Consider the following 21,573-nt stretch of genomic DNA (forward strand, 5'->3'; position numbering starts at 1 on the left):
CAGGTTACTTGGCAACAGCGCCAGCCATTGCCGGCGCAGGCGTGGCTTCGAGGTTGCGCCCACGGGTTTCCGGCAGGCACAGCGCGGCTAGCATGGCCACGCCGTAGGCGATGCCAGCATCGATACCGATCGCGCTACCCAGCGACATGGATTCGCTCATGTGGCCGACCAGGAACGGGAACACCGCCGACAGCACGCGGCCGAAGTTGTAGCAGAAGCCGACCCCGGCACCGCGCACGTCGGCCGGGTACAGCTCGTTGAAGAACGCCCCCAGGCTGGCCGGGATGCCGGCGGCGAAGAAGCCCAGCGGGAAGCCGAGGAACAGCATCTGGGTATTGGTCAGCGGGAAGAACACATAGGCCTGCACGGTGAGTACGCAGCACAGCGCGAACAGCAGGATGTTCTTGCGGCGGCCGATACGGTCGATCAGCAGGCCACTGGCCACGCAACCACACCAGAAGGCGAAGATGATCACCGCCAGGTAGCCACCGGAGTTCAGGACCGACAAGTTGCGTTCGGTCTTGAGGAAGGTCGGCAGCCAGGTCATCACCGCGTGGTAACCACCGTGGGCACCCAGGCCCAGCAGGCCGCCGAGCAGGGTAACGCGCAGCAGTTCCGGACGGAAAATGCCGGACATTGACTTGAAGAAGCTGCCGGGAATGGCCTTGTCCTTTTGCAGGCGCTGGAAGCTGTCTGGCTCCGGCACGTTGCGGCGCACCCAGATGATCAGCAGCGACGGCAGCAGGCCGACGAAGAACATCACCCGCCAGGCGTACTCAGCCGGCACCAGCGAATAGATCAGGGTGAACAGGCCCACCGCCAGGCCCCAGCCCACGGCCCAGGCGCTCTGGACAGTGCCCATGACCTTGCCGCGGTACTTCGGGTTGATGGTCTCGGCCATCAACACCGCGCCAGCCGCCCACTCGCCACCGATGCCGAAGCCCTGCATGGCCTTGACGAACAGCAGCGGGTAGAAGCCGGTGACGAACGCCGAGAGGAAGGTGAAGAAGGAAAACCAGAGGATCATCCACTGCAGGGTCCGCACCCGGCCATAGCGGTCCGACAGGGTGCCGCCGAGCCAGCCACCGATCGCCGAGGTGACCAGGGTCAGGCCGCTGATCAGGCCGGCATCACCCTTGGTCAGGGAGAACGCGGCGATCAGCGCGGGGATGGCCAGGCCGAACATCTGCACTTCCAGCGCATCGAGCGACCAGCCACCGAAACAGGCCCAGAACGTCTTGCGTTCCCGTGAAGTGATCTGGCGATACCAGCTGAACATGATTGTTATCCTTCTAGTTGTAAGTGTTGCGGGCAGGCGAAGCCACTGCGCCGTGGCAGAACGGCGCAGACGGGTAACGGGTAACGCGGCCGGTTTAACGGCTCAGCGAATGTCGACGCGGTAGCGGAAGTGCTGCGCGTGACCGCGCGAGCGGCGCCATTCCAGCGGTTTGCCGGCGTAATCGCGGGCCAGGCGCTCGATCACCACCACCGGGCTGTCGGCCGGCAGTTGCAGCAAGCGACCATGGACCGCATCGACCGCTTCGGCGGTCAGGGTCTCTTCGGCGTAGGCGACTACCTGGCCGCACAGCTCCTCGTAGATCGGGTAGAGCAGCGGGCCTTTGCTGTCCAGATCGACGTCGAGCAGCGGCTGGAAGGTCTGGCGCGGCAGCCAGATTTCCTCGGCAAGCACCGGCTGGGCGCCGAGCAGACGGGTACGGACAATGCGAATGACCTCGGCCTCGGCGGCCAGGCCCAGCGCTTCGGCAACGGCCGACGGTGCCGGTACCGGCTCGATCGAGAGGATGCGGCTTTCCGGCATCAGTCGCTCGCCGGTGGCGCTTTCAAAGCGAAAGAAGCGGAACAGCGAAGACTGGAACTGCGGGCGACGAATGAACGTGCCGCGGCCCTGCTGACGCTCCAGCACGCCTTCGGCGACCAGCACGTCCACGGCCTTGCGCACCGTACCGACGGACATGTCGAACTCGGTGGCCAGGGCGGCTTCGGTCGGAATGGCTTCGCCAGGGCGCCAGCGGTTGTTGGCGATCTGCTCGATCAGGTGATCGCGCAGCTGTTGATAGCGTGGCAGTCGAGCATCACCGGACAGTGGGTGCATGGGTCGGCTCTCGTCTTGTTATGTAGACATATATATGAATTTTTCGGAGAGTATTCCCCCGCAAGGTCAGGGCTGTCAATCCTCGGCTGGTCGCCGTTGCCGGCCTCACTTATCCTCAAGCATCGCAAAAACCCACAACAAGGACGTGGTAATGCTCGCCGCCCTGAAAGGCTACCCCGCCAGTGTCCGCCTGCTGCTGGCCACCACCTTCACCCTCACCGTGGCCCGGGCCCTCACCCTGCCCTACCTGGTCGTCTACCTGGCTGACAACTTCCAGCTGTCGGTCGGCCAGATCGGCCTGCTGATCGGTGGCGCATTGATCGTAGCCTCGCTGCTGAGCCTGTACGGCGGGCACCTGGTCGACACCGTGCGCAACCACACCCTGGTCAGCGCCAGCACCCTGGTCTTCGCCCTCGCCTTCGTGGCGGCCATCGCCGGCCGTTCGGTGTGGCTGTTCTTCACCTGCCTGGTGCTGATCAACCTGGCCCTGGCAGTGGTCGACATCGCCGCCAAGGCCGGCTTCTGCGCGTTGCTGCCGGTGGAGCAACGGGCCGAGGTGTTCGCTATCAAGTACACCCTGAGCAACGTCGGTTATGCCGTCGGCCCGCTGCTCGGCGTGGCCATGCTGGAGTTGGACGATCACCTGCCTTTCATTGCCTCGGCGCTGACCGGCCTGGGCATGTGCCTGGCCTACTGGCGGCTCGGCGACCGTGGGCTGCAGGCCAGCGCCCAAGAGCAGCCGGGCGTCGGGTTCAGCCAGGTGGCGCTGGGGCTGGCGCGTGACCGCCGGCTGGTGTGCTTCACCTTGGGCGGCGTACTGAGCGCGGTGGTGTTCGGCCAGTTCACCGCTTATCTGTCGCAATATCTGGTGGTGACCAGCAGCGCCAGCGAGGCGGCGCGGCTGGTCGGCTACCTGGTGACCACCAACGCGGTCACGGTGATTGCCCTGCAGTACCTGATCGGCCGGCGCATTGCCCGCCAGCAGCTGATGCCCTGGCTGCTGGCCGGCATGACGTTGTTCATCGCCGGGTTGCTGGGGTTCGCCATGGCCGGGTCGGCCGTGGCCTGGTGCCTGGCGATGCTGGTATTCACTTTGGGCGAGATCATCGTCATCCCTGCCGAGTACATGTTCATCGACCTGATTGCACCGGAGCACCTGCGCGGGGTGTATTACGGGGCGCAGAACCTGTCCAACCTCGGGGCAGCGCTGGGGCCGGTGCTGGTGGGGTTTGCCCTGGGGCGATGGTGGCCGGGGGTGATCTTCTACCTGCTGGTGATGTCGGTGATACTGGCAGGGGTGTTCTACTGGCTGGGTACCCGTCGAGCTTGATGCTGCCTGCGACGACTCGCCGCTGCGACCATCGTCGGCGCTGACGAACCGCCGCCCGCGTGCCAGACTGATTGATCGGGACCGCGTTATCTTTTTTGCTCCGGAGTTTTCATGTCGTTGTCCAGCGGGCTGATCGCCGTGGTCGCCCTGGCCTATATGGCCATCATGTTCGCCATCGCCTTCTACGGCGACCGCCGCAGCACACCGTTGCCGCCGCGCCTGCGTGCCTGGGTGTACAGCCTGTCGCTGGCGGTGTACTGCACCAGCTGGACGTTCTTCGGCGCGGTCGGCCAGGCTGCCGAACAGCTCTGGGCGTTCCTGCCGATCTACCTTGGCCCGATCCTGCTGCTGATCTTCGCGCCGTGGGTACTGCAGAAGATGGTGCTGATCAGCAAGCAGCAGAACATCACCTCGATCGCCGACTTCATCGCCGCCCGCTACGGCAAGTCGCAGTCCCTGGCGGTGGTGGTGGCGCTGATCTGCCTGGTTGGCGTGCTGCCCTACATTGCCCTGCAGCTCAAAGGCATCGTGCTCGGCGTCAACCTGCTGATCGGCGCCAATGCCGACGCCACCGGCACCCGCGTGCAGGACACCGCGCTGGTGGTGTCGCTGGTGCTGGCGCTGTTCGCCATCGTCTTCGGCACACGCAGCCTGGACGTCACCGAGCACCACCGCGGCATGGTCCTGGCGATTGCCTTCGAGTCGCTGATCAAGCTGCTGGCATTCCTCGCCGTGGGCGTGTTCGTGGTGTTCAACCTGTACGACGGCTTCGACGACCTGCTGACCCAGGCGCGCCAGTCGGTGCAGCTGGACAGCTACTGGCAGGAAACCATCAACTGGCCGTCGATGGTGGTGCAGACCGCGGTGGCGATGATGGCGATCATCTGCCTGCCACGGCAGTTCCATGTCACCGTGGTGGAGAACATCGAAGCCCAGGACATGCGCCTGGCGCGCTGGGTGTTCCCGCTGTACCTGGCCCTGGCCGCGCTGTTCGTGGTGCCAATTGCCCTGGCTGGGCAGATGCTGCTGCCGGGCACGGTGATTTCCGACTCCTTCGTCATCAGCCTGCCACTGGCCGAAGCGCACCCGAGCCTGGCCCTGCTGGCCTTCATCGGCGGTGCTTCGGCCGCCACTGGCATGGTCATCGTCGAGGCCGTGGCGCTGTCGACCATGGTCTCCAACGACATGCTGCTGCCCTGGCTGTTGCGCCGCAACAACGCCGAGCGGCCGTTCGAGGCGTTCCGCCACTGGATGCTGTCGGTACGCCGGGTGACCATCGTGGTGATCCTGCTGCTGGCCTATGTCAGCTACCGCCTGCTCGGCTCCACCGCGAGCCTGGCCACCATCGGCCAGATTGCCTTCGCCGCCGTCACCCAGCTGACGCCAGCCATGCTCGGCGCGCTGTACTGGAAGCAGGCCAACCGCCGTGGTGTGTTTGCCGGCCTGGCGGCGGGCATCTTCCTGTGGTTCTACACCCTGGTGCTGCCCATCATCGCCCATAGCCTGGGCCTGTCGCTGGGGCTGTTCCCGGGCCTGGCCTGGCTGCACGGCAACCCGCTCGACCTGCCGATCAGCCCCTTGACCCAGGGTGTGGTGCTGTCGCTGGCGGGCAACTTCACCCTGTTCGTGTGGGTGTCGATGCTGTCGCGCACCCGCGTGTCGGAACATTGGCAAGCGGGCCGCTTCATCGGCCAGCAGACCAGCGCCCGGCCCAGCAGCAAACCGTTGCTGGCGGTGCAGATCGATGACTTGCTCAACCTGGCCTCGCGCTTTGTCGGCGAGGAACGCGCACGGCAGAGCTTCATCCGTTTCGCTTACCGCCAGGGCAAGGGTTTCAACCCCAACCAGAACGCCGACGGCGACTGGATCGAGCACACCGAACGCCTGCTCGCCGGTGTGCTTGGCAGCTCCTCGACCCGCGCCGTGGTCAAGGCCGCCATCGAGGGCCGCGACATGCAGCTCGAGGACGTGGTGCGCATCGCCGACGAAGCCAGCGAGGTGCTGCAGTTCAACCGGGCCTTGCTGCAGGGCGCCATCGAGAACATCAACCAGGGCATCAGCGTGGTCGACCAGAACCTGCACCTGGTGGCCTGGAACCGCCGCTACCTGGAACTGTTCAACTACCCCGACGGGCTGATCAGCGTCGGCCGCCCGATCGCCGACATCATCCGCTACAACGCCGAGCGTGGCCTGTGCGGCCCTGGCGAGGCGCAAGTCCACGTGGCGCGGCGCCTGCACTGGATGCGCCAGGGCCGAGCCCACTCCTCCGAGCGGCTGTTCCCCAATGGCCGGGTGATCGAGCTGATCGGCAACCCGATGCCCGGTGGCGGCTTTGTCATGAGCTTCACCGACATCACCCCTTTCCGCGAGGCCGAACAGGCGCTGCGCGACGCCAACGAAGGCCTGGAGCAGCGCGTGGCCGAGCGGACTCACGAGCTGTCGCAACTCAATCAGGCGCTGTCGGAAGCCAAGAGCCAGGCCGAAGCGGTGAGCAAATCCAAGACCCGCTTCCTGGCTGCAGTCAGCCACGACCTGATGCAGCCGCTGAACGCTGCGCGGCTGTTCTCCGCTGCTCTGTCGCAGCAGGCCGAAGGCATGAACGAAGAGGCCCAGCAGCTGGTGCAGCACATGGACAGTTCGCTGCGCTCGGCCGAAGAGTTGATCAGCGACCTGCTAGACATCTCGCGCCTGGAAAACGGCAAGATCACCCCCGACGCCAAACCCTTCGCCCTCAACGAACTGTTCGACACCCTCGGCGCCGAGTTCAAGGTGCTGGCGGCCGAAAAGGGCCTGGAGTTCCGCCTGCGCGGCAGCCGCCTGCGGGTCGACAGCGATATGAAACTGCTGCGCCGGGTGCTGCAGAACTTCCTTACCAATGCCCTGCGCTACGGCAAGAGCCCGATCCTGCTGGGGGTACGCCGTCACGGTGAGCAGCTGTGGCTGGAGGTGTGGGACCGTGGCCCAGGCATTGCCGACGACAAGCTGCAGGTGATTTTCCAGGAGTTCAAGCGCCTGGACAGCCACCAGACCCGCGCCGAAAAAGGCCTGGGCCTGGGCCTGGCGATTGCCGACGGCCTGTGCCGGGTACTTGGCCACAAGCTGGAAGTGCGCTCCTGGCCCGGCAAGGGCACGGTGTTCCGCGTCAATGTGCCGATAGCCCACCAGGCCGCAGCAGCGCCGAGCGCCCCGGTGGAAGCCGCGAGCCAGCCGCTGGCCGGCTTGCAGGTACTGTGCGTGGACAACGAAGACAGCATCCTGATTGGCATGAACAGCCTGCTCAGCCGATGGGGCTGCCAGGTGTGGACCGCGCGCAACCGCGCCGAATGCGAAGCGCTGCTGGCCAAGGGCATGCGCCCGCACCTGGCGCTGGTGGACTTCCACCTGGATGACGGCGAAACCGGTACCGGGCTGATGGGCTGGTTACGTGCGCGCCTGGGCGAGCCGGTGCCCGGCGTGGTAATCAGCGCCGACGGCAGCAAGGAAACCTTGGCCACCGTGCATGCCGCCGGCCTGGACTACCTGGCCAAACCGGTGAAACCGGCGGCCTTGCGCGCCCTGCTCAATCGCCATCTGAGCCTGGTTCAGTAACCGCCTCGTCGGCCATTGCTTCGTCTGACAGTGCCCGTTCCAGCAGCTCGGTCGGCAGGCTCTTGCTGGCACGGGCCCCAAGCAGTTTGAGCTGCTCGCTGCGGCTGACCAGGTTGCCGCGCCCTTCGCACAGCTTGTTGCGTGCTGCGGCGTAGGCCTTGTCGACCTGTTGCAGGCGGTTGCCCAGTTCATCCAGGTCCTGGATGAACAGCACGAACTTGTCGTACAGCCAACCGGCGCGCTCGGCGATCTCGCGGGCGTTCTGGCCCTGGCGCTCCTGCTTCCACAGGCTGTCGATGACCCGCAGGGTGGCCAGCAAGGTGGTCGGGCTGACGATCACGATCTGCCGGTCGAACGCTTCCTGGAACAAGTTGGGCTCGGCCTGCAGGGCTGCCGAGAAGGCGGCCTCGATCGGCACGAACAGCAGCACGAAGTCCAGGCTGTGCAGGCCTTCGAGGCGGTTGTAGTCCTTGCTCGACAGGCCTTTGACGTGGCTGCGCAGCGACTGCACGTGCTGCTTGAGCGCGGCTTCATCGTTGCTGCTGACAAATTGCTGGTAGGCGGTGAGACTGACCTTGGCATCGACCACCACCTGCTTGTCACCGGGCAGCATGATCAGCACATCAGGCTGGAAGCGCTCGCCATCGGCGCTCTTGAGGCTGACCTGAGTCTGGTACTCGCGACCTTTTTCCAGGCCGGCATGCTCCAGCACCCGCTCGAGGATCAGCTCGCCCCAGTTGCCCTGGGTTTTCTGCCCCTTGAGTGCCTGGGTGAGGTTGGTGGCTTCGTCGGACAGGCGCAGGTTGAGTTGCTGCAGGCGCTCTAGTTCCTTGCCCAGCGAGAAGCGCTCGCGGGCTTCCTGCTGGTAGCTTTCCTCGACGCGTTTTTCGAACGCCTGGATGCGCTCCTTGAGCGGGTCGAGCAACTGGCCCAGATGCTGCTGACTGGTCTGGGCGAAGCGCTGCTCGCGCTCGTCGAAGATCTTCGTGGCCAGGTCGGCGAACTGGGCGCGCAGGGTATCACGGGCCTCCTGGAGGTCTTCCAGGCGCTGCTGGTGGCTGTCCTGCTGTTCACGCAGCTCGGCCTCCAGGCGTGCGGTCTGGGCCTCCAGGCGCCGCAGCTCGGCTTCGCGAGTGGCGCGTTCGAGGTGCCAGGCGTGGGCGGCATCGCGGGCGTTGTCGCGGTCGATCTGCAGCAGCTCCAGTTCACGGCCCTGGGCGGCCAGTTGAGTCTGCTTGACGGTGTTGGCTTCGCTGAGGTCGCTGATCTCGTCGCGGCTGGCATCCAGTTGCGCCTGCAGGCCGGCCTGAGCCAGCTGCGCACTGCTCAGACGCTCCTCGAGCAGGGCCTGCTCGCCCTGGCGTGCGGCCTGACGGCGCTGCACCTGCATGACCCAACCCAGGCAAGGCAAGGCCCCTGCCACCAAGCCCAGCAGAATGCTGGTCAGATCCACTGCCATGCTTACCCCGATCACTGTTGCGAGTTGAGTGCAGCTTATCAGTCTGCTGGGGCGGGCGCCTGTTCCGGCGCATCGGCCTGGAACAGCCGCGCATACTCCAGCTGCGCCCGCCGGTCCCCGGCCCGCGCCGCCTGGCGCAGCAGTTCATGGCCGATGCGTCGGTCGCGGGCATTGCCGCAATCACGGCAGAGCATCTGCCCCAACCGGCTCTGCGCAACCACCACACCTTCACGCGCGGGCTGCTTGAGCAGGCGCCCAGCGATGTGCTTGACCTGCTGCTTTTCACCCAGGCGCGGGCTGTCGAGCAGCCACAGGGCCACTTTCAGGGAAAAGCGTTTGGGCGAGGGGGCTGACGAGGCAACAGCGGGGCTGGCGAGGGATTTACCGCGAAACTTCATGACCGACAGGGATGGCAACTCGAAAGGCGCGCCACTCTACTCCTTTTTTTCGTGCATGACGTGTCGATTTCCGGAGGATTGAAATTTTTTTTCGATGATTTTTTCTTGACGTTTCCGAGTGGATGACTGGCTGGTCGACTGATGCCTGTCGATTGTCGGACAGTTCTCTAATTTGCTGGCACGCCCGTCCTAGAGCAAGCGCTCGGGACAATCCACAGTTCCTGTGGATAACTCGGTGGACAACCCCTCCAATGAGCCCGCAAACCCCCATGAAATGGGGCCTACAGTCAAACTGACGATTTTTTCACCAGCAAAAATTAGTGTTTTTTTTCATTGACTTAAGGTGCCAGTCAAGTCATTGGCGGGCCTGATCAGGGCTGTTGCCAGGCTGTTACAAGTCACGCCTCGAATGTGAACAAGTGCACCGAAAGCCCGCATTTGGATGCACGAAAATGGCACATCAGGCCGGTTGGAGGCCAGGTGCCCCCTCTTCCCATAAGGCGAAAGAGAGGCCATACTGCGCGGCTCACCTGAAGAAACGTACAAAGCTTGCAAAGGTCTTACATTTTCGGTAAGGTGCGCACCGTTAGTACCCAAGCTGAAAGTCAATTCTGGCCAGAAGCGTCCTTGCAGCCCATCGCTCTCCCAAACGATCGCTGCTGAAACCAGGACCGGCCCCACTCGATGATTCACTCGCCAGCCCAGCGCTGTTCAAGCACGAATCAACCGGAAGATTGATCAGGATTCCACCTCGACGGCCTAGAACCTTGGCCCCGGCGTGCTGCCTGCCTTCTGAAGTACCTACCAGTCAGCCCAAGCGCCCACACTTTGAATGCGCTATCTCTGGCTGCCCTGTTCCAGTCAGGTTCGTTCGTCCCTTAATAAAGGCGTCACTGGAACGTTTCTATCATGCACGGATCATATCTCCCGTGCTTAAAGCAGGAACCTCCAACAACATGCAAACTCATCATCAAATTCAGGCTGCCATTGGCACCCTCTCCCAGGCCTTCTCGCCGTTGAAGTGCCTGATCACCGCCCCACGCAAGGGCAACTTCAGCTTCACCCTGGTGGACGAGCACGGCGTCGCCTGCCACACCGAACGCCTGTACCCTGAACAGTACAACCGCTCGGAACCGCTGCAGGCGGTGATCGCCCGCACCCGCCAATCGCTCACCGCGTGATTGGCGAATATCGGGGTATTCAGAGACTGAATGGCACCTGCCACATGCTGCCTGATCGTTCTTGGCCTAAGTGCTGCAAGGCATATAGCGCTGGACCGCAGGCAGCAATCGATTTAAAAACAGCCCTTTACACCACGATTATCACACTACACTTCAACTCGAGCGGTCCTTACCGCTTCCGGCGGGCCTGACCAATTTCCAGCTGCCAAGCTCCAGCGCCCGTCGGCCCTTTACTGCTCGAGGGCATCATGGGTATTGCGGCGAATGAATTGTGTCAGTATGTGATTCGACCAACTCTGGTCTATCTGAATCGTCACTGCGCCAGTGCCGAGGCCCTTTTGCTCGGTATCGCGGCCTGCCAGTCGGCACTTGGTTCAGCCTTGCACGACCGCCGTGGCCACGGCCTCTACCGCATTGGCGAAAGCCGTCACCAGGCCGTCTGGGACCACTTTCTTGCGCGTGACCCGGAACTGGCCAGCCTGGTACGTGGCCTGGCCAGCCAGCACGCCTTCCTCGGCGGGCCGCATCTGGAGCTCACGGTGAACCTGCGCTACTCCACCGCCATCGCCTGGATGCTCATCGAAGAGCAATCCATGGCGCTGCCAGCGGCCGACGACTTGCTCGGCCTCGCACGTATCTGGCGGCAGATTTTCCACCCTCAAGGTCGCCTGCGCGACTTCACACAGGCCTGGCAATTGTGCATTGAGCAGAAATTGCCACAGGCATCTTAAGAAGCGTCCTACACCATTACCGGAAAAAATGGAATTTTGGTCGGATTGTCCTACAAAACCGCGCTATCTCCTGTGATCCAGGCTATAGCGCGGCGCGTAAATTGTTGGTAGCTTTTCGCCCCGGAGATCACAAGGAGTTTCTAATAATGAAAAAAGCAATGCTCAAAACCTCCCTCGGCGTAGCCGTTGCCCTGGCATCAAGCCAACTGTTCGCTGCCGGCTTCGCACTTAACGAACAAAGCATCAGCGGCATGGGAACAGGTTTCGCAGGTCGTTCTTCTTCTGCCGATGACGCCAGCACCGTGTATGGCAACCCGGCCGGCATGTCGCGCCTCAAACGTCAGCAAGTGACCGTGGGCGGAGCAGCTGTAATCGCCAAGACTGACATTTCGGGCCCGGGCAGCAGCCCACTGCCAGGCGAAACCGACGGCGACATGGTGCCTACCGTCGGCGTACCAATGGGCTACTACGTGAAACCGATCGATGAGCACTGGAGCGTCGGTTTTGGTGTTTACGTCCCATACGGCCTGGTGACCGACTACGGCAGCGGCGACGCCGCTCGCTACTGGGGTAAAAAGAGCCACGTCGAGGTCATCACCTTCCAGCCTACCGTCAGCTACGCCTTCAACGACAAGGTGTCGATCGGTTTCGGCCCGACCATCAACCGCATCAAGGGCGAGCTGGGCTCGAACACCATCAACCCGCGCTCTCCAGGCGTGAACGATGGCGAGGTGAAGATCAAAGGTGACGACACCGCCGTCGGTTACAACGTCGGTATCCTGGTACAGGCCACCGACCGCACCCGCGTCGGCCTGACCTACCACTCGATGGTCGACTACAAACTCGAAGGCGATACCAAGATCAACAACGCCCTGATCGGGCCTTTCAGTGGCAGCAAGTTCGACGCCACCCTGAAGATCAAGACGCCTGAGTCGGTGGACTTCTCGGTCACCCACGAACTGGACGACCAGTGGACCCTGTATGCAGGCAGCACCTGGACTCGCTGGAGCCGCCTGGAGAACATCACCGTCAACAACGACGTCCCGGCACCGCTAAGAGCCCAGTTCGGTACCATTACCGAAGAGCAGAACTGGCACGATACCTGGGCTCACGCCATTGGCGCCTCCTACAAGGTGAACAAGGAGTGGGTGCTGCGTACTGGCTTCTCCGTCGACCAGTCGCCAACCAACAACACCGACCGCTCGCCGCGCATTCCTACGGGTGATCGCAAGGCGATCAGCATCGGTGCCGGTTACAGCCCAACCGACGACATGACCATCGATGTGGCCTACTCCTACTTGTGGGAAGAGGACACCAAGGTCAACCTGGCAAGCCCCACCAAGGGCCGCTACCAGGCCAAGTACGAAAACAGCGCGCACGGTATCGGTGCCTCGCTCACCTACCGCTTCTGATTCGTACCGTTGCATGAAAAACCGCCCTCGTGGCGGTTAATGAGATGGTCACCCCGACACCCTGCGAGGGCTACGCTTTCGCAGGGTGTTTTCATTCCGGAGGCCATCATCATGAGCGATTTGGCGCTGGTCGGTATCGACCTCGGCAAACATACCTTTCATCTGCACGGCCAGGATAAGCCCGGCCGGGAGCTGTTTCGCAAGAAGCTCTCACGACAGCAAATGATGCGGTTCTTCGCCAACCTGCCAGCGTGCACCGTGGTGATGGAAGCATGCGCCGGCGCACATTTCGTCGCTCTTGAGCTGACCGCCCTGGGGCATCAGGCGAGGCTGATTTCTCCTCAGTTCGTTAAGCCCTTTGTCAAAGGCAACAAAAACGATTTCGTCGATGCGCAAGCTATCTGCGAAGCCGCTTCGCGCCCTTCGATGCGTTTCGTTTCGCCCAAGACCGAAGCTCAGCAGACTCTTTCTGTGTTACATCGCCTACGCGAGTCACTGATCTGTGACCGCACTAAGGCCGTCAACCAGATGCATGGGTTCTTGCTTGAGTTCGGCATCAGCTTGCCTCAGGGCCTGGCGGTCATGAAGCGTTTGTCTGCTGTTCTAGCGGAGCACGAGCTGCCTGCTCGGCTGACAGTGCTGCTGCAACGTCTGCATGACCATTTCGCCTATTTGGACGAGCAGGTCAAGGCACTGGATAAAGAGCTGGTTGGCCAGCTGGCCGACGATGATCTAGGGCGTCGTTTGTTGAGCATGCCCTGTGTCGGGCCGATCACCGCCAGCCTGCTGGCTGTGGAAATGGGCGATGGTCAGCAATACGGCTGCAGTCGCGATTTTGCCGCTTCTCTAGGCTTGGTGCCCAGGCAGTACAGCACTGGCGGCAAAGCTAACTTGCTAGGGATCAGCAAGCGAGGCGACAAGAATCTGCGACGCCTTTTGGTGCAATGCGCCAGGGTCTACATGCAGAACCTGGCGCGGCAGAAGGGGGCTCTGGCGGACTGGGTGCGAGCGCTTATGACGCGCCGACACTCAAACGTGGTCGCCTGTGCACTGGCCAATAAATTCGCCCGCATAGCTTGGGCGATTTCTGCTCATCACTCCCAATACGAAACAGGGCCAGGCGCCTTGAACGCCTGACCCTGTGGTTGTTGCTGTACCACGATTCACCTTTCAGGTTTTGCGATAGCTGAGCAATAGATGAAATAAACGGCCTACCGGCCTGACGAGGATCCTGACATAAAAATCGGCTCTCGAAGCCGAGCGGTTTTTAAGGATCGTCAGGCGCGGCTCTCATCGTGGCGCGGGGCTTGCCCCAATTTGACGCCGGATAGATTTAAGCAAGCCATCCATTTCATCCGTTAATCAGTATTGCAAAAAATGGGGTGACCATAGATTTTTCATGCCTGCACTTGCCAGCTATCGCCCAACGACTCACGCAGGTAGTCCATGAACGCACGCACCTTTGCGGTCATGGCGAAACGGTCAGCTACGCACAGGTAGATATCCATTGGCTCGGTCTGGGCATAGGCCTGGCCGCTGTCGCGGTATTCGAATAGCGGCACCAGTGCCCCCGAGGCCAGATGCGGCCTGACGATAAACTCAGCCAAGCGGGTGATGCCGCCATCGTTGAGGGCCATCTGAGTCAGGGCATCGATGTCATCACTGATCAATACGGTGCCGAATTCCGCTTCGAAACGCATGCCATCACGCACAAAGCCCCAACGCAGGAAACGGCCGTCCACCGGATAACGGAAGACCAGACAGCGATGATCCCGCAACACTTCCGGGGCGGTCGGCAAACCGGCACTGGCGAGGTAACCCGGTGACGCGCAGCAGGTGAACGGGATGCGGGCGATGTGCCGCGCCAGCAGTTGGTCTTCCAGTTGCGGGGTGATGCGCAAGCTGACATCGACATCTTCGCGGGCGTGATTGACCTTGCGATCAGTCGTTATCAACTCTATCGAAAGCAGTGGATAGCGGGCGCTGAAGGCCGGGATCAGCGGCGCCAGCACATGGCGACCAAAAGCAGAGGTCGAGGCGATGCACAGCCTCCCTTGTGGCTCACTGTCGGGCGTGGTGACCGCTTGTTCGGCAAGGGCCAGGTCGCGCTCGATGTGCCTGACCCGCTCATAGTACTGGCTACCGGCAGGCGTCAGCGCCATGCTGCGAGTGGTACGGCTGAGCAAGCGCACGTGAAGGTGCCCTTCCAGTCGCGCCAGGTTCTGGCTGACCGCCGCCGGGCTGAGGCCGAGGTTGCGGGCGCCAGCGGCGATGCTGCCAGCTTCGACCACCTTGATGAAGCTGCGGATGGCGTTGAGCAGATCCATGGCAAGCTCTTCGATTCGTAAGAATCTCTTTATAAAGAACTCAATCCAGCCGGTCTACAGCCGGTGCCGCAGGCATTGCTAACCTGCGCCCTCAGCCAACCTTCAGGAGATCGCATGAGCAATCTGTCCCACACGCGCAGCCGGCGCAAGCTACGCCCAAGCGCTACGCCGTACGTGTTCGCCTTCTACATGTCGTCGATCATGGCGCTACTGATGTGCTTCGTGATCACTGCGGCGAATGCCGGGGTGAACCCGGACTACCTGAGCAATGTTCTGAAGGCATACCAATTGGCGATGCCAGTGGCATTTGTGTGCGTGCTGATGGTAAGGCCGGTGGTGTTGAAGCTGGTGGCAATGACGGTGCAGCCACACTGACAGGTGTCCGCCCCTACGCGAACACCTTCCCCCTACGATGGGTCACTTATGGATGCGAGGCGATCGCCTTCTCGATAGCGGCCCTGAAGGCGGGATCATCGGGCTTGGTCAAGCTGGAGAAGTTGCCGATCACATTGCCTCGGCGATCCACCACGTACTTGTAGAAATTCCACTTCGGCGCGCTGCTCTGGTGCGCCAGCTCGACAAACAGCGGTATCGCATCCTTACCGCGAACCGGCTGGGTCTTGGTCATGGTGAAGGTTACACCGTAGTTGGCGTAGCAGACCTTGGCAGTCTTCTCGCTATCAGCGTCTTCCTGCTTGAAGTCATTGGACGGTACGCCCAGCATTTCCAGGCCCTGCTCGTGATACTCCTTGTACGTCGACTCCAACCCCTCGAACTGCGGTGCGAAACCGCAATAGCTGGCCGTATTGACCACCACCAGCGGCTTACCGCCGAAGCGTTGGCACAGGTCGACCTGCCCCTTGCCACGCAATTCAGGCAGGCTGCCCTGCAACAGCGCCGGGCAGTCGGTAGCCCAGCTGGTACTGGCAGCCAGCAGCGCCAGCAACGGCATCGTCAACCAATGGGCACGCATCATTCATTCCTCCGGCAAGACTCTCCTCGAACTTGCAGGGTAGCGCTTAACAAACGCTCATGCCCAGCTGCATCAACGCCAACCCGCCCCGCTGCCAGCCCCACCACGCCAGCACCAGCAACAATGCCGCAACTACCAGCACCAGCCCGCGGGCCAGGTAGCGGTTCATGCCGCTTGCACCTGCAAGCGGGCGACCGGCCGTTCACGTACCGGCCAATTAAGCGCGGCAGCCAGCACACTGAGCAGAATCGAAATCTGCCAGACCAGGTCATAGTTGCCGGTCTGGTCGTACACCACGCCTCCAAGCCAGCCCCCCAGGAAGGCGCCCAGCTGGTGGAACAGGAAGACGATGCCGCCGAGCATCGACAGGTTGCGCACGCCGAAGACCGTGGCCACGGTGCCATTGGTCAAAGGCACGGTGGAAAGCCACAGCAGCCCCATGGCAATACCGAACAGGTAGGCACTGACCTGAGTCACCGGCCCCCACAGGAACAGCGCAATCACCACCGCACGTAGCAAATACAACGTGGTGAGCAGACGTGGCTTGGACATGCGCCCACCCAGCCAGCCGGCTGTGTAGGTACCGACGATGTTGAACAACCCGACCAACGCCAGCACCGTGGTGCCGGTAGCCGCCGGCAGGTGCTGGTCAACCAGATAGGCAGGCAGGTGCACGCCAATGAAAACCACTTGGAAGCCGCAGACGAAGAAGCCCAGGGCCAGCAGCCAGAAGCCGGAGTGCGAGCACGCCTCGCGCAGGGCCTCGCCCAACGTCTGCTCCGCACCATGACTGGGCAGCGGGCGGTCACGCAGGAGCCCGACAAAGGGCACGATCAACACCACCAGCAAGCCAAGCACCAACAGTGCCGACGACCAGCCCAGCCATTCGATCAAGCCAAGGGTACCGGGGAGCATGGCGAACTGGCCGAAGGATCCGGCAGCGCTGGCAATACCCATGGCCATGCTGCGTTTTTCCGCCGGCACGGCGCGGCCGACCACCCCGAGGATCACCGAGAACGAGGTGCCAGACAGGCCGATACCGATCAGCAGGCCGGCACTGAGCGACAGCGACCAGGCCGAATCGGCGGTGCTCATCAACAGCAGGCCAGCGGCATAGAGAATGCCACCGATGATCACCACTCGCGCCGCGCCGAGGCGGTCGGCCAGCGCACCGGCAAACGGTTGTGCCAGGCCCCAGATCAGGTTCTGCAGGGCGATGGCAAAGGCGAACACTTCACGGCCCCAGCCGAAGTCAGCGCTCATCGGCGCCAGGAACAGGCCAAAACCGTGCCGCACACCCAAGGACAGCGCCAGGATCAACGCTGCCCCCACAAGTACCCACCCGCTGGTTCGCCAAACCGAAGTCATTGTCGTTATCTCCAGCACATCGCAAGGTTTTACGGGTATATACCCGCTTCTAGTCGTTATGATTCAGGCAAGCCGCTCCAGCAAGCGCACAAGCTCGTCACGCTGTCCTTCGCCCAACTGCTCGACCAGCATCAATTGCGCCTGCTCCCAGGCTGGATGAGCCTCCTGCAAGCGTGCTGCACCCGCCTCGGTCAGCAACACCACACGGTTGCGCTGGTCATCGCCATCGGCGAGGGCGACCAGGCCTTCGGCCTCCAGTACGCGCAAGTTACGGCCCAAGGTGCTGCGCTCCAGGCCCATGGCCTCGGCGAGCGTGGTAATACTGGGGCGATCGAGCCGTTGCAGGTGGCGCAACAGGGAAAACTGGGCGACATTGATGCCGAAGCCGGCAAGGGCCTCGTCATAATGCCGGCTCACCCCGCGGGCGGCGCGACGCAGGTGGGTGCAGATGCATTCGCTGGTCAACATCAATACGTGTATATACCCGCACCCAGGCTGTTGCAAGAAGTTTCAGTCTGCCAAACGTCGCCGAATCGGCTCGAATTCCGCTGTGGCCTTGCGTGCCAACGGGTCAGGAGTGCCTTGCTCGATCGCCTGCCAATAACGCCAAGGCACCTTTGCCGACCCTAGTTCGTAGTCCATACCATCCCAGTTGTCTTCACGGAAGCTGTAGAACGCCCAGTGCAACCGATGCCGGTCCATGACCGAGAGGACGTCTTCCAGGTACTCGCTGCAACCGGGCAGTCGGCGCATGCACCCGAACTCCCCCACGACCAGCCGGGAAGACGGCAGCTTCATGCGCTCCATCCAGGCCAATGGCAGGCTCAGATACTGACGAACCCGCTCGGCATCCCACTGCTGACTTTCACCACCGAACGGCGCCGGGCCGGGGTAGTCGATGGGGGCCTTGCGCAACAGGTTCGGCGCACTGGTGGCCGCATAGGGTTCATACATGTGGACGCTGTAGAGCACTCGATCATCCTGCAAGGGCGATTGCCAGTATCCGAAGGCGTCGGCGCTGGCGAACCAGCCCGCGTCGACCATGATCGGGGTCTTGGCATCCACCTCGCGTATTGCCGCGATCAATTGCGCGTACAGCACAGGCAGGTCACGCGCCCCACCCTGCACCTCGGCGTACCATTGCCGCATGTGTTCAGCCGCAGCATGTTCGGCCAGGCCGCCAAGTTTCTCGGGCGCAGGTTCGTTGATCAGGTTGTAGGCGGCGATGGCAGGATGATCTTTCAACTCCCGCGCCAGATCGCGCCAGAAGCTGGCTGCTTGCCGTGCGTAACCGTTGCCTTGCCAAAGACGGTCATCGAACTGCCCCTGGTTGTTTTGCGACCAACGCATGCCGGGTAGCGATAGCGGCGCAATGACCACCTTGAGCCCTGCCCTGTGCGCGCGATCCAGGGTATCGCGCAATAGCTTGAGATCGGCAGCGGGCAACTGCTCATACCGGTCCGCATCACCCAACAGGAAATCACGCTGCGCTGGCTTCCACTTGTCGTAGGACAGCCGGACCCAGCTCGCGCCATATGCACTCAACGCATCGAAGTAAGCCTGGTCCGGCGGCAAGCGATTGAAGCTGTTGCCGCCGTGGCGCGGGGTGTTCCAGAAGTCGATCAGGTCGGCTGCAGTAACGGAGCCACTGACGGTGACCAGCAACAAGGCCAGCAGGAATCGTCGCATTGTCCATGCCTTCGCGGTGGAAAGAAAACCGCGAGCATAGATAGTTGCAGAAAAGACGTCATTTCCTGAATTTTATCAGCATTTTTCCGCAATTCTGCAGCCAGTCTTATCCGAAAGGATATTCGCCAAAAACTGTAGGACTCTTCCTAAATCGCCAAACCCAACAGCACAGTTAGCTCAAGAATTTCCAGCATGGCGCCTGCGGTATCACCCGTGGTCCCACCCAGACGCTTACACATCAACCGGCGCAGCCCGATGAATACAGCCATCGCCGCCAGCATCGGCAAGATCGCGCGCGCGCCACCCACCAACAAACACAACAGCAAACTGGCCAGCAGAACCCACGCGGCCGTACGCCGCGGCAAGTGCTCGGCCAGCGCCTGCCCCAGGCCCCCGCGACGCACGTAAGGCGTGCCGAGAAACAACCCGAGCATCGCCGCCCGCCCCACCACCGGCGCCAGCAGCAAGGCCATGCCCGCGCCCTGCTCCACCAGCACCCACAGGGCACAGAACTTCAGCAGCAACACCAGCACCAGGGTGACCACGGCTATCGGCCCACTGCGCGGATCTTTCATGATCTGCAGCGTGCGCTCGCGGTCACCGAAGCCCCCCAGCCAGGCATCGGCACTGTCAGCCAGGCCATCCAGATGCAACGCGCCACTGAGCAACACCCACAGCGCCAGCAGCAGGGCCGCGTGCAGCGGCGCCGCAGCCCCCAGCAGCAGGTAGTTGGCCAGCCACAGCAACAGGCCGAACAGCAACCCTACCAACGGGTAGCACAACAACGAGCGGCCCATCTCACGTGGCTCGGGCATCCCCGGCAAACGCACCGGCAGGCTGCTGAGAAACTGCAGGGCAATCCAGAACGGCAGCATGTCAAAGCACCTCGTGCATGGCGCCGCTCTCATCCACCGCCAGGCGCACCAGGGCGCCATGGCCAACCTCGACCTGCAGCAACTGCTCCTTGGGCAGCCCACGGGCGCGTGCCAGCAGCAGGCGCATGACACCGCCATGGGTGACCAGCAGCACGCGCTTGCCGGCATGCTGCTGGCGCAGGCGCCCGACGGCAAAGAGCACACGCTCGGCAAAGGCCGCGACAAGCTCCCCTGCGGGCGGTGTGTAGCTGTACGGATCGGCCCAGAAACGCCCAAGCTCGTCAGCCTGCGTTTGCATGATCTGCAAGGCGCTGCGCCCTTCCCACTCACCGAAATGCAGTTCTTGCAGATCAGCTTCCAGCTGAACCGGCATGCCCAGCTGCTCGGCAAAACGCGCACAGCGCTGCAACGGCGAACTGACCAGCACATCCCAGGGGCCTGCACCTGTCAGCGCGTCACGCATCTGGCCCCAGCCCTTGTCGGTCAAGGCATCGTCCAGGCTGCCACGCAGGCCGCCGCCCTGCTCCGTTTCACCGTGACGCAGCAGGTCAAGGATCATGCCGGGCGGTCCGCCACCGCCGCTTCGGCAAAGGTCGCCATCTGCCCATGCAGGGCGCAGGCCAGACGCATCAGCGGCACCGCCAGGGCGGCGCCACTGCCTTCGCCCAGGCGCAGGTCCAACGCCAGCAATGGCTGGGCTTGCAGTGCCGCGAGCAGGGTCTTGTGCCCAGGCTCGGCGCCTTGGTGAGCGAACAGCAGCCAGTCACGGCTCTGCGGATTGAGGCGCACCGCCAGCAATGCCGCGACGCTGCAGATGAAGCCATCCACCAGCACGGCAATGCCTTGCTGGGCGCAGGCCAGGTAGGCTCCCGTCAGCGCAGCGATCTCGAAGCCGCCGACACAGGCCAGCGCCTGCAGCGGTTGGTCGGCGCGCAGGCCGTGCAGCACCAGGGCGCGCTCGATCACTTCGGCCTTGTGGCGAACGCCGGCGCTGTCCAGGCCGGTACCCGGCCCACTCAACTCCCGCGCCGGGCTGGCCAGCAAGGTGCTGGCCAGCGCGGCAGCGGCAGAGGTGTTGCCGATGCCCATCTCGCCACCGATGAACAACTGCGCACCATTGGCCTCTGCACGCAGGGCACTGTCGCGACCAGCCTGCAAGGCAGCCTGCAGCTGGGCATCGGTCATGGCCGGCTGGCGGGCGAAGTTGGCGGTGCCAGTGCCGAGGCGCAGGTGCAGCACCCCTGGCAGTTCCAGCTCAGGGTCGATGGTGCCGAGGTCGACCACTTCAAGGCTGGCCTGCAGCTGGCGCGCGAGCACGCTGATCGCCGCGCCACCGCCGACGAAGTTGCGCAGCATCTGCCCGGTGACTGCCTGCGGGTAGGCCGAAATACCCTCTTCGACCACGCCGTGGTCACCCGCAAAAATGGTGATTGCGACCTGATCCAGGGTTGGCCGCTCGCGGCCTTGCAGGCCGGCCAGTTGCACGGCCAGGCCTTCCAGCTGGCCGAGCGAGCCGGCAGGTTTTGTCAGCTGCTGCTGACGGGCGCGGGCCTGGTCCATGGCGGCGTTGTCGAGGGGTTGGCAGGCATCACGCCACCAGGCTTGGTTCATAGAGCGGGTCCTTTGAGCATGAGAGGTAGGCCGGCGACGGTCAGTACCACGCGCTGACAGCGTTCGGCAACGGCCTGGTGCAGCCAGCCGGCCAGGTCGACATAACGGCGGGTCAGCTCGCCCATGGGCACTACGCCCAGGCCGGTTTCGTTGCTGACCAGAATGAGGGTGCCAGGCAAGTGCTCCAGGCAGTCGAGCAGCGCATCGCGCTCTGCGGCCAGCCGCTGGGGATCTTCGAGCATCAGCAGGTTGGTCAGCCACAAGGTCAGGCAGTCCACCAGCAGGCAACGGCCTTCGGCGGCTTCTGCACGCAGCACGCCCGCCAGGGCCAGTGGCTCTTCGATCAGCCCCCAGTGTTCAGGCCGACGCTGGCGGTGCAAGCGCACCCGCTCGTTCATTTCGCCATCGAGCGGCTCACTGGTGGCGATGTAGGTGACTGGCAGGCCGCTGTCGCTGGCCAGTTGCTCGGCCAGGCGGCTCTTGCCCGAGCGGGCGCCGCCGAGGATCAGGTTGCGCAT

Annotated in this window: 21 protein-coding genes; 7 read left to right on the plus strand and 14 right to left on the minus strand. The window is 63.0% G+C overall.

The features are described 5' to 3' along the window. Window positions 1–4 precede the first annotated feature (4 nt). Both ACOKS3_RS22445 and ACOKS3_RS22450 read right to left on the minus strand, forming a co-directional pair. Entirely contained in the window at window positions 5–1,279 is a 1,275-nt protein-coding gene (locus tag ACOKS3_RS22445) for an MFS transporter (protein WP_103449536.1), read from the minus strand. Between the two features lie 102 nt (window positions 1,280–1,381). Next, window positions 1,382–2,113 (minus strand): GntR family transcriptional regulator, encoded by a 732-nt coding sequence (locus tag ACOKS3_RS22450; RefSeq protein ID WP_103449535.1) that lies wholly within the window; start codon window positions 2,111–2,113, stop codon window positions 1,382–1,384. 151 nt (window positions 2,114–2,264) lie between these two features. On the opposite strand from ACOKS3_RS22450, the gene ACOKS3_RS22455 reads away from it, so the two are divergent. After that, window positions 2,265–3,443 carry an MFS transporter gene (locus ACOKS3_RS22455; protein WP_422762965.1) on the plus strand — a complete coding sequence of 393 codons (1,179 nt, stop codon included), beginning with the start codon at window positions 2,265–2,267 and terminating at the stop codon, window positions 3,441–3,443. A gap of 111 nt (window positions 3,444–3,554) precedes the next feature. Beyond that, complete coding sequence (locus ACOKS3_RS22460; RefSeq protein ID WP_103449533.1) at window positions 3,555–7,031, plus strand: hybrid sensor histidine kinase/response regulator; 3,477 nt, start codon at window positions 3,555–3,557, stop codon at window positions 7,029–7,031. Here ACOKS3_RS22460 and ACOKS3_RS22465 read toward each other — a convergent pair. Both ACOKS3_RS22465 and ACOKS3_RS22470 read right to left on the minus strand, forming a co-directional pair. After that, window positions 7,003–8,376 carry a DNA recombination protein RmuC gene (locus tag ACOKS3_RS22465; protein ID WP_422763050.1) on the minus strand — a complete coding sequence of 458 codons (1,374 nt, stop codon included), beginning with the start codon at window positions 8,374–8,376 and terminating at the stop codon, window positions 7,003–7,005. The two genes, ACOKS3_RS22460 and ACOKS3_RS22465, sit on opposite strands and share 29 nt — an antisense overlap. A gap of 152 nt (window positions 8,377–8,528) precedes the next feature. Beyond that, on the minus strand, window positions 8,529–8,888 hold the full coding sequence (locus ACOKS3_RS22470) for an SEL1-like repeat protein (RefSeq protein WP_103449890.1): 360 nt from the start codon (window positions 8,886–8,888) through the stop codon (window positions 8,529–8,531). Window positions 8,889–9,844: 956 nt separating this feature from the next. Between ACOKS3_RS22470 and ACOKS3_RS22475 the strand changes: the two genes are divergently transcribed. The 4 genes from ACOKS3_RS22475 (at window position 9,845) to ACOKS3_RS22490 (ending at window position 13,349) form a co-directional block, all read left to right on the plus strand. Beyond that, window positions 9,845–10,069 carry a hypothetical protein gene (locus ACOKS3_RS22475; protein WP_103449531.1) on the plus strand — a complete coding sequence of 75 codons (225 nt, stop codon included), beginning with the start codon at window positions 9,845–9,847 and terminating at the stop codon, window positions 10,067–10,069. A 248-nt stretch (window positions 10,070–10,317) separates the two neighbouring features. Next, a complete protein-coding gene (locus tag ACOKS3_RS22480) occupies window positions 10,318–10,800 on the plus strand; it encodes a hypothetical protein (RefSeq protein WP_103449530.1) in 483 nt (160 codons plus the stop codon). 146 nt (window positions 10,801–10,946) lie between these two features. Continuing rightward, window positions 10,947–12,212, plus strand: coding sequence for an OmpP1/FadL family transporter (locus ACOKS3_RS22485; protein ID WP_103449529.1), 1,266 nt, complete (start codon window positions 10,947–10,949; stop codon window positions 12,210–12,212). Window positions 12,213–12,323: 111 nt separating this feature from the next. Further along, window positions 12,324–13,349, plus strand: coding sequence for an IS110 family RNA-guided transposase (locus tag ACOKS3_RS22490; protein WP_422762964.1), 1,026 nt, complete (start codon window positions 12,324–12,326; stop codon window positions 13,347–13,349). A 260-nt stretch (window positions 13,350–13,609) separates the two neighbouring features. Here the strand turns inward: ACOKS3_RS22490 and ACOKS3_RS22495 are convergent, their stop codons facing one another. Further along, window positions 13,610–14,539 (minus strand): LysR family transcriptional regulator, encoded by a 930-nt coding sequence (locus ACOKS3_RS22495; protein WP_103449528.1) that lies wholly within the window; start codon window positions 14,537–14,539, stop codon window positions 13,610–13,612. Between the two features lie 114 nt (window positions 14,540–14,653). On the opposite strand from ACOKS3_RS22495, the gene ACOKS3_RS22500 reads away from it, so the two are divergent. After that, complete coding sequence (locus ACOKS3_RS22500) at window positions 14,654–14,914, plus strand: DUF2798 domain-containing protein (protein ID WP_103449527.1); 261 nt, start codon at window positions 14,654–14,656, stop codon at window positions 14,912–14,914. Window positions 14,915–14,960: 46 nt separating this feature from the next. Here the strand turns inward: ACOKS3_RS22500 and ACOKS3_RS22505 are convergent, their stop codons facing one another. The 9 genes from ACOKS3_RS22505 to cobU all read right to left on the minus strand — a co-directional run bounded on the left by ACOKS3_RS22505 (window position 14,961) and on the right by cobU (window position 21,573). After that, entirely contained in the window at window positions 14,961–15,512 is a 552-nt protein-coding gene (locus ACOKS3_RS22505; RefSeq protein WP_103449889.1) for a glutathione peroxidase, read from the minus strand. Window positions 15,513–15,558: 46 nt separating this feature from the next. After that, on the minus strand, window positions 15,559–15,681 hold the full coding sequence (locus ACOKS3_RS22510; protein WP_258035899.1) for a hypothetical protein: 123 nt from the start codon (window positions 15,679–15,681) through the stop codon (window positions 15,559–15,561). Beyond that, entirely contained in the window at window positions 15,678–16,880 is a 1,203-nt protein-coding gene (locus ACOKS3_RS22515; RefSeq protein WP_103449526.1) for an MFS transporter, read from the minus strand. The genes ACOKS3_RS22510 and ACOKS3_RS22515 overlap by 4 nt, the downstream gene beginning before the upstream one ends. Before the next feature lie 63 nt (window positions 16,881–16,943). Then, the gene (locus ACOKS3_RS22520) at window positions 16,944–17,348 is read right to left on the minus strand and encodes a MarR family winged helix-turn-helix transcriptional regulator (RefSeq protein WP_103449525.1); all 405 of its coding nucleotides are present in this window, start codon (window positions 17,346–17,348) and stop codon (window positions 16,944–16,946) included. A 42-nt stretch (window positions 17,349–17,390) separates the two neighbouring features. Beyond that, complete coding sequence (locus ACOKS3_RS22525; RefSeq protein WP_422762963.1) at window positions 17,391–18,569, minus strand: glycoside hydrolase family 5 protein; 1,179 nt, start codon at window positions 18,567–18,569, stop codon at window positions 17,391–17,393. 146 nt (window positions 18,570–18,715) lie between these two features. Further along, window positions 18,716–19,444 carry an adenosylcobinamide-GDP ribazoletransferase gene (locus ACOKS3_RS22530; RefSeq protein ID WP_103449523.1) on the minus strand — a complete coding sequence of 243 codons (729 nt, stop codon included), beginning with the start codon at window positions 19,442–19,444 and terminating at the stop codon, window positions 18,716–18,718. 1 nt (window position 19,445) lies between these two features. After that, entirely contained in the window at window positions 19,446–20,003 is a 558-nt protein-coding gene (gene cobC / locus ACOKS3_RS22535) for an alpha-ribazole phosphatase family protein (protein WP_103449522.1), read from the minus strand. After that, entirely contained in the window at window positions 20,000–21,055 is a 1,056-nt protein-coding gene (gene cobT / locus ACOKS3_RS22540; protein ID WP_422762962.1) for a nicotinate-nucleotide--dimethylbenzimidazole phosphoribosyltransferase, read from the minus strand. Before cobT ends, cobC begins: the two co-directional genes overlap by 4 nt. After that, complete coding sequence (gene cobU, locus ACOKS3_RS22545; RefSeq protein ID WP_422762961.1) at window positions 21,052–21,573, minus strand: bifunctional adenosylcobinamide kinase/adenosylcobinamide-phosphate guanylyltransferase; 522 nt, start codon at window positions 21,571–21,573, stop codon at window positions 21,052–21,054. Before cobU ends, cobT begins: the two co-directional genes overlap by 4 nt.

This window comes from Pseudomonas sp. HS6-2 (assembly GCF_049325675.2).
Taxonomy (GTDB): domain Bacteria; phylum Pseudomonadota; class Gammaproteobacteria; order Pseudomonadales; family Pseudomonadaceae; genus Aquipseudomonas; species Aquipseudomonas putida_N.

Coding starts and splice junctions, on each gene's coding strand:
- ACOKS3_RS22510 (WP_258035899.1), bottom strand. CDS start 15,681: ATGAACCGCTACCTGGCCCGCGGGCTGGTGCTGGTAGTTGCGGCATTG.
- ACOKS3_RS22450 (WP_103449535.1), bottom strand. CDS start 2,113: ATGCACCCACTGTCCGGTGATGCTCGACTGCCACGCTATCAACAGCTG.
- cobT (WP_422762962.1), bottom strand. CDS start 21,055: ATGAACCAAGCCTGGTGGCGTGATGCCTGCCAACCCCTCGACAACGCC.
- ACOKS3_RS22530 (WP_103449523.1), bottom strand. CDS start 19,444: ATGCTGCCGTTCTGGATTGCCCTGCAGTTTCTCAGCAGCCTGCCGGTG.
- ACOKS3_RS22505 (WP_103449889.1), bottom strand. CDS start 15,512: ATGCGTGCCCATTGGTTGACGATGCCGTTGCTGGCGCTGCTGGCTGCC.
- ACOKS3_RS22470 (WP_103449890.1), bottom strand. CDS start 8,888: ATGAAGTTTCGCGGTAAATCCCTCGCCAGCCCCGCTGTTGCCTCGTCA.
- cobC (WP_103449522.1), bottom strand. CDS start 20,003: ATGATCCTTGACCTGCTGCGTCACGGTGAAACGGAGCAGGGCGGCGGC.
- ACOKS3_RS22455 (WP_422762965.1), top strand. CDS start 2,265: ATGCTCGCCGCCCTGAAAGGCTACCCCGCCAGTGTCCGCCTGCTGCTG.
- ACOKS3_RS22485 (WP_103449529.1), top strand. CDS start 10,947: ATGAAAAAAGCAATGCTCAAAACCTCCCTCGGCGTAGCCGTTGCCCTG.
- ACOKS3_RS22525 (WP_422762963.1), bottom strand. CDS start 18,569: ATGCGACGATTCCTGCTGGCCTTGTTGCTGGTCACCGTCAGTGGCTCC.
- ACOKS3_RS22475 (WP_103449531.1), top strand. CDS start 9,845: ATGCAAACTCATCATCAAATTCAGGCTGCCATTGGCACCCTCTCCCAG.
- ACOKS3_RS22480 (WP_103449530.1), top strand. CDS start 10,318: ATGGGTATTGCGGCGAATGAATTGTGTCAGTATGTGATTCGACCAACT.
- ACOKS3_RS22490 (WP_422762964.1), top strand. CDS start 12,324: ATGAGCGATTTGGCGCTGGTCGGTATCGACCTCGGCAAACATACCTTT.
- ACOKS3_RS22515 (WP_103449526.1), bottom strand. CDS start 16,880: ATGACTTCGGTTTGGCGAACCAGCGGGTGGGTACTTGTGGGGGCAGCG.
- ACOKS3_RS22500 (WP_103449527.1), top strand. CDS start 14,654: ATGAGCAATCTGTCCCACACGCGCAGCCGGCGCAAGCTACGCCCAAGC.
- ACOKS3_RS22495 (WP_103449528.1), bottom strand. CDS start 14,539: ATGGATCTGCTCAACGCCATCCGCAGCTTCATCAAGGTGGTCGAAGCT.
- cobU (WP_422762961.1), bottom strand. CDS start 21,573: ATGCGCAACCTGATCCTCGGCGGCGCCCGCTCGGGCAAGAGCCGCCTG.
- ACOKS3_RS22460 (WP_103449533.1), top strand. CDS start 3,555: ATGTCGTTGTCCAGCGGGCTGATCGCCGTGGTCGCCCTGGCCTATATG.
- ACOKS3_RS22445 (WP_103449536.1), bottom strand. CDS start 1,279: ATGTTCAGCTGGTATCGCCAGATCACTTCACGGGAACGCAAGACGTTC.
- ACOKS3_RS22520 (WP_103449525.1), bottom strand. CDS start 17,348: ATGTTGACCAGCGAATGCATCTGCACCCACCTGCGTCGCGCCGCCCGC.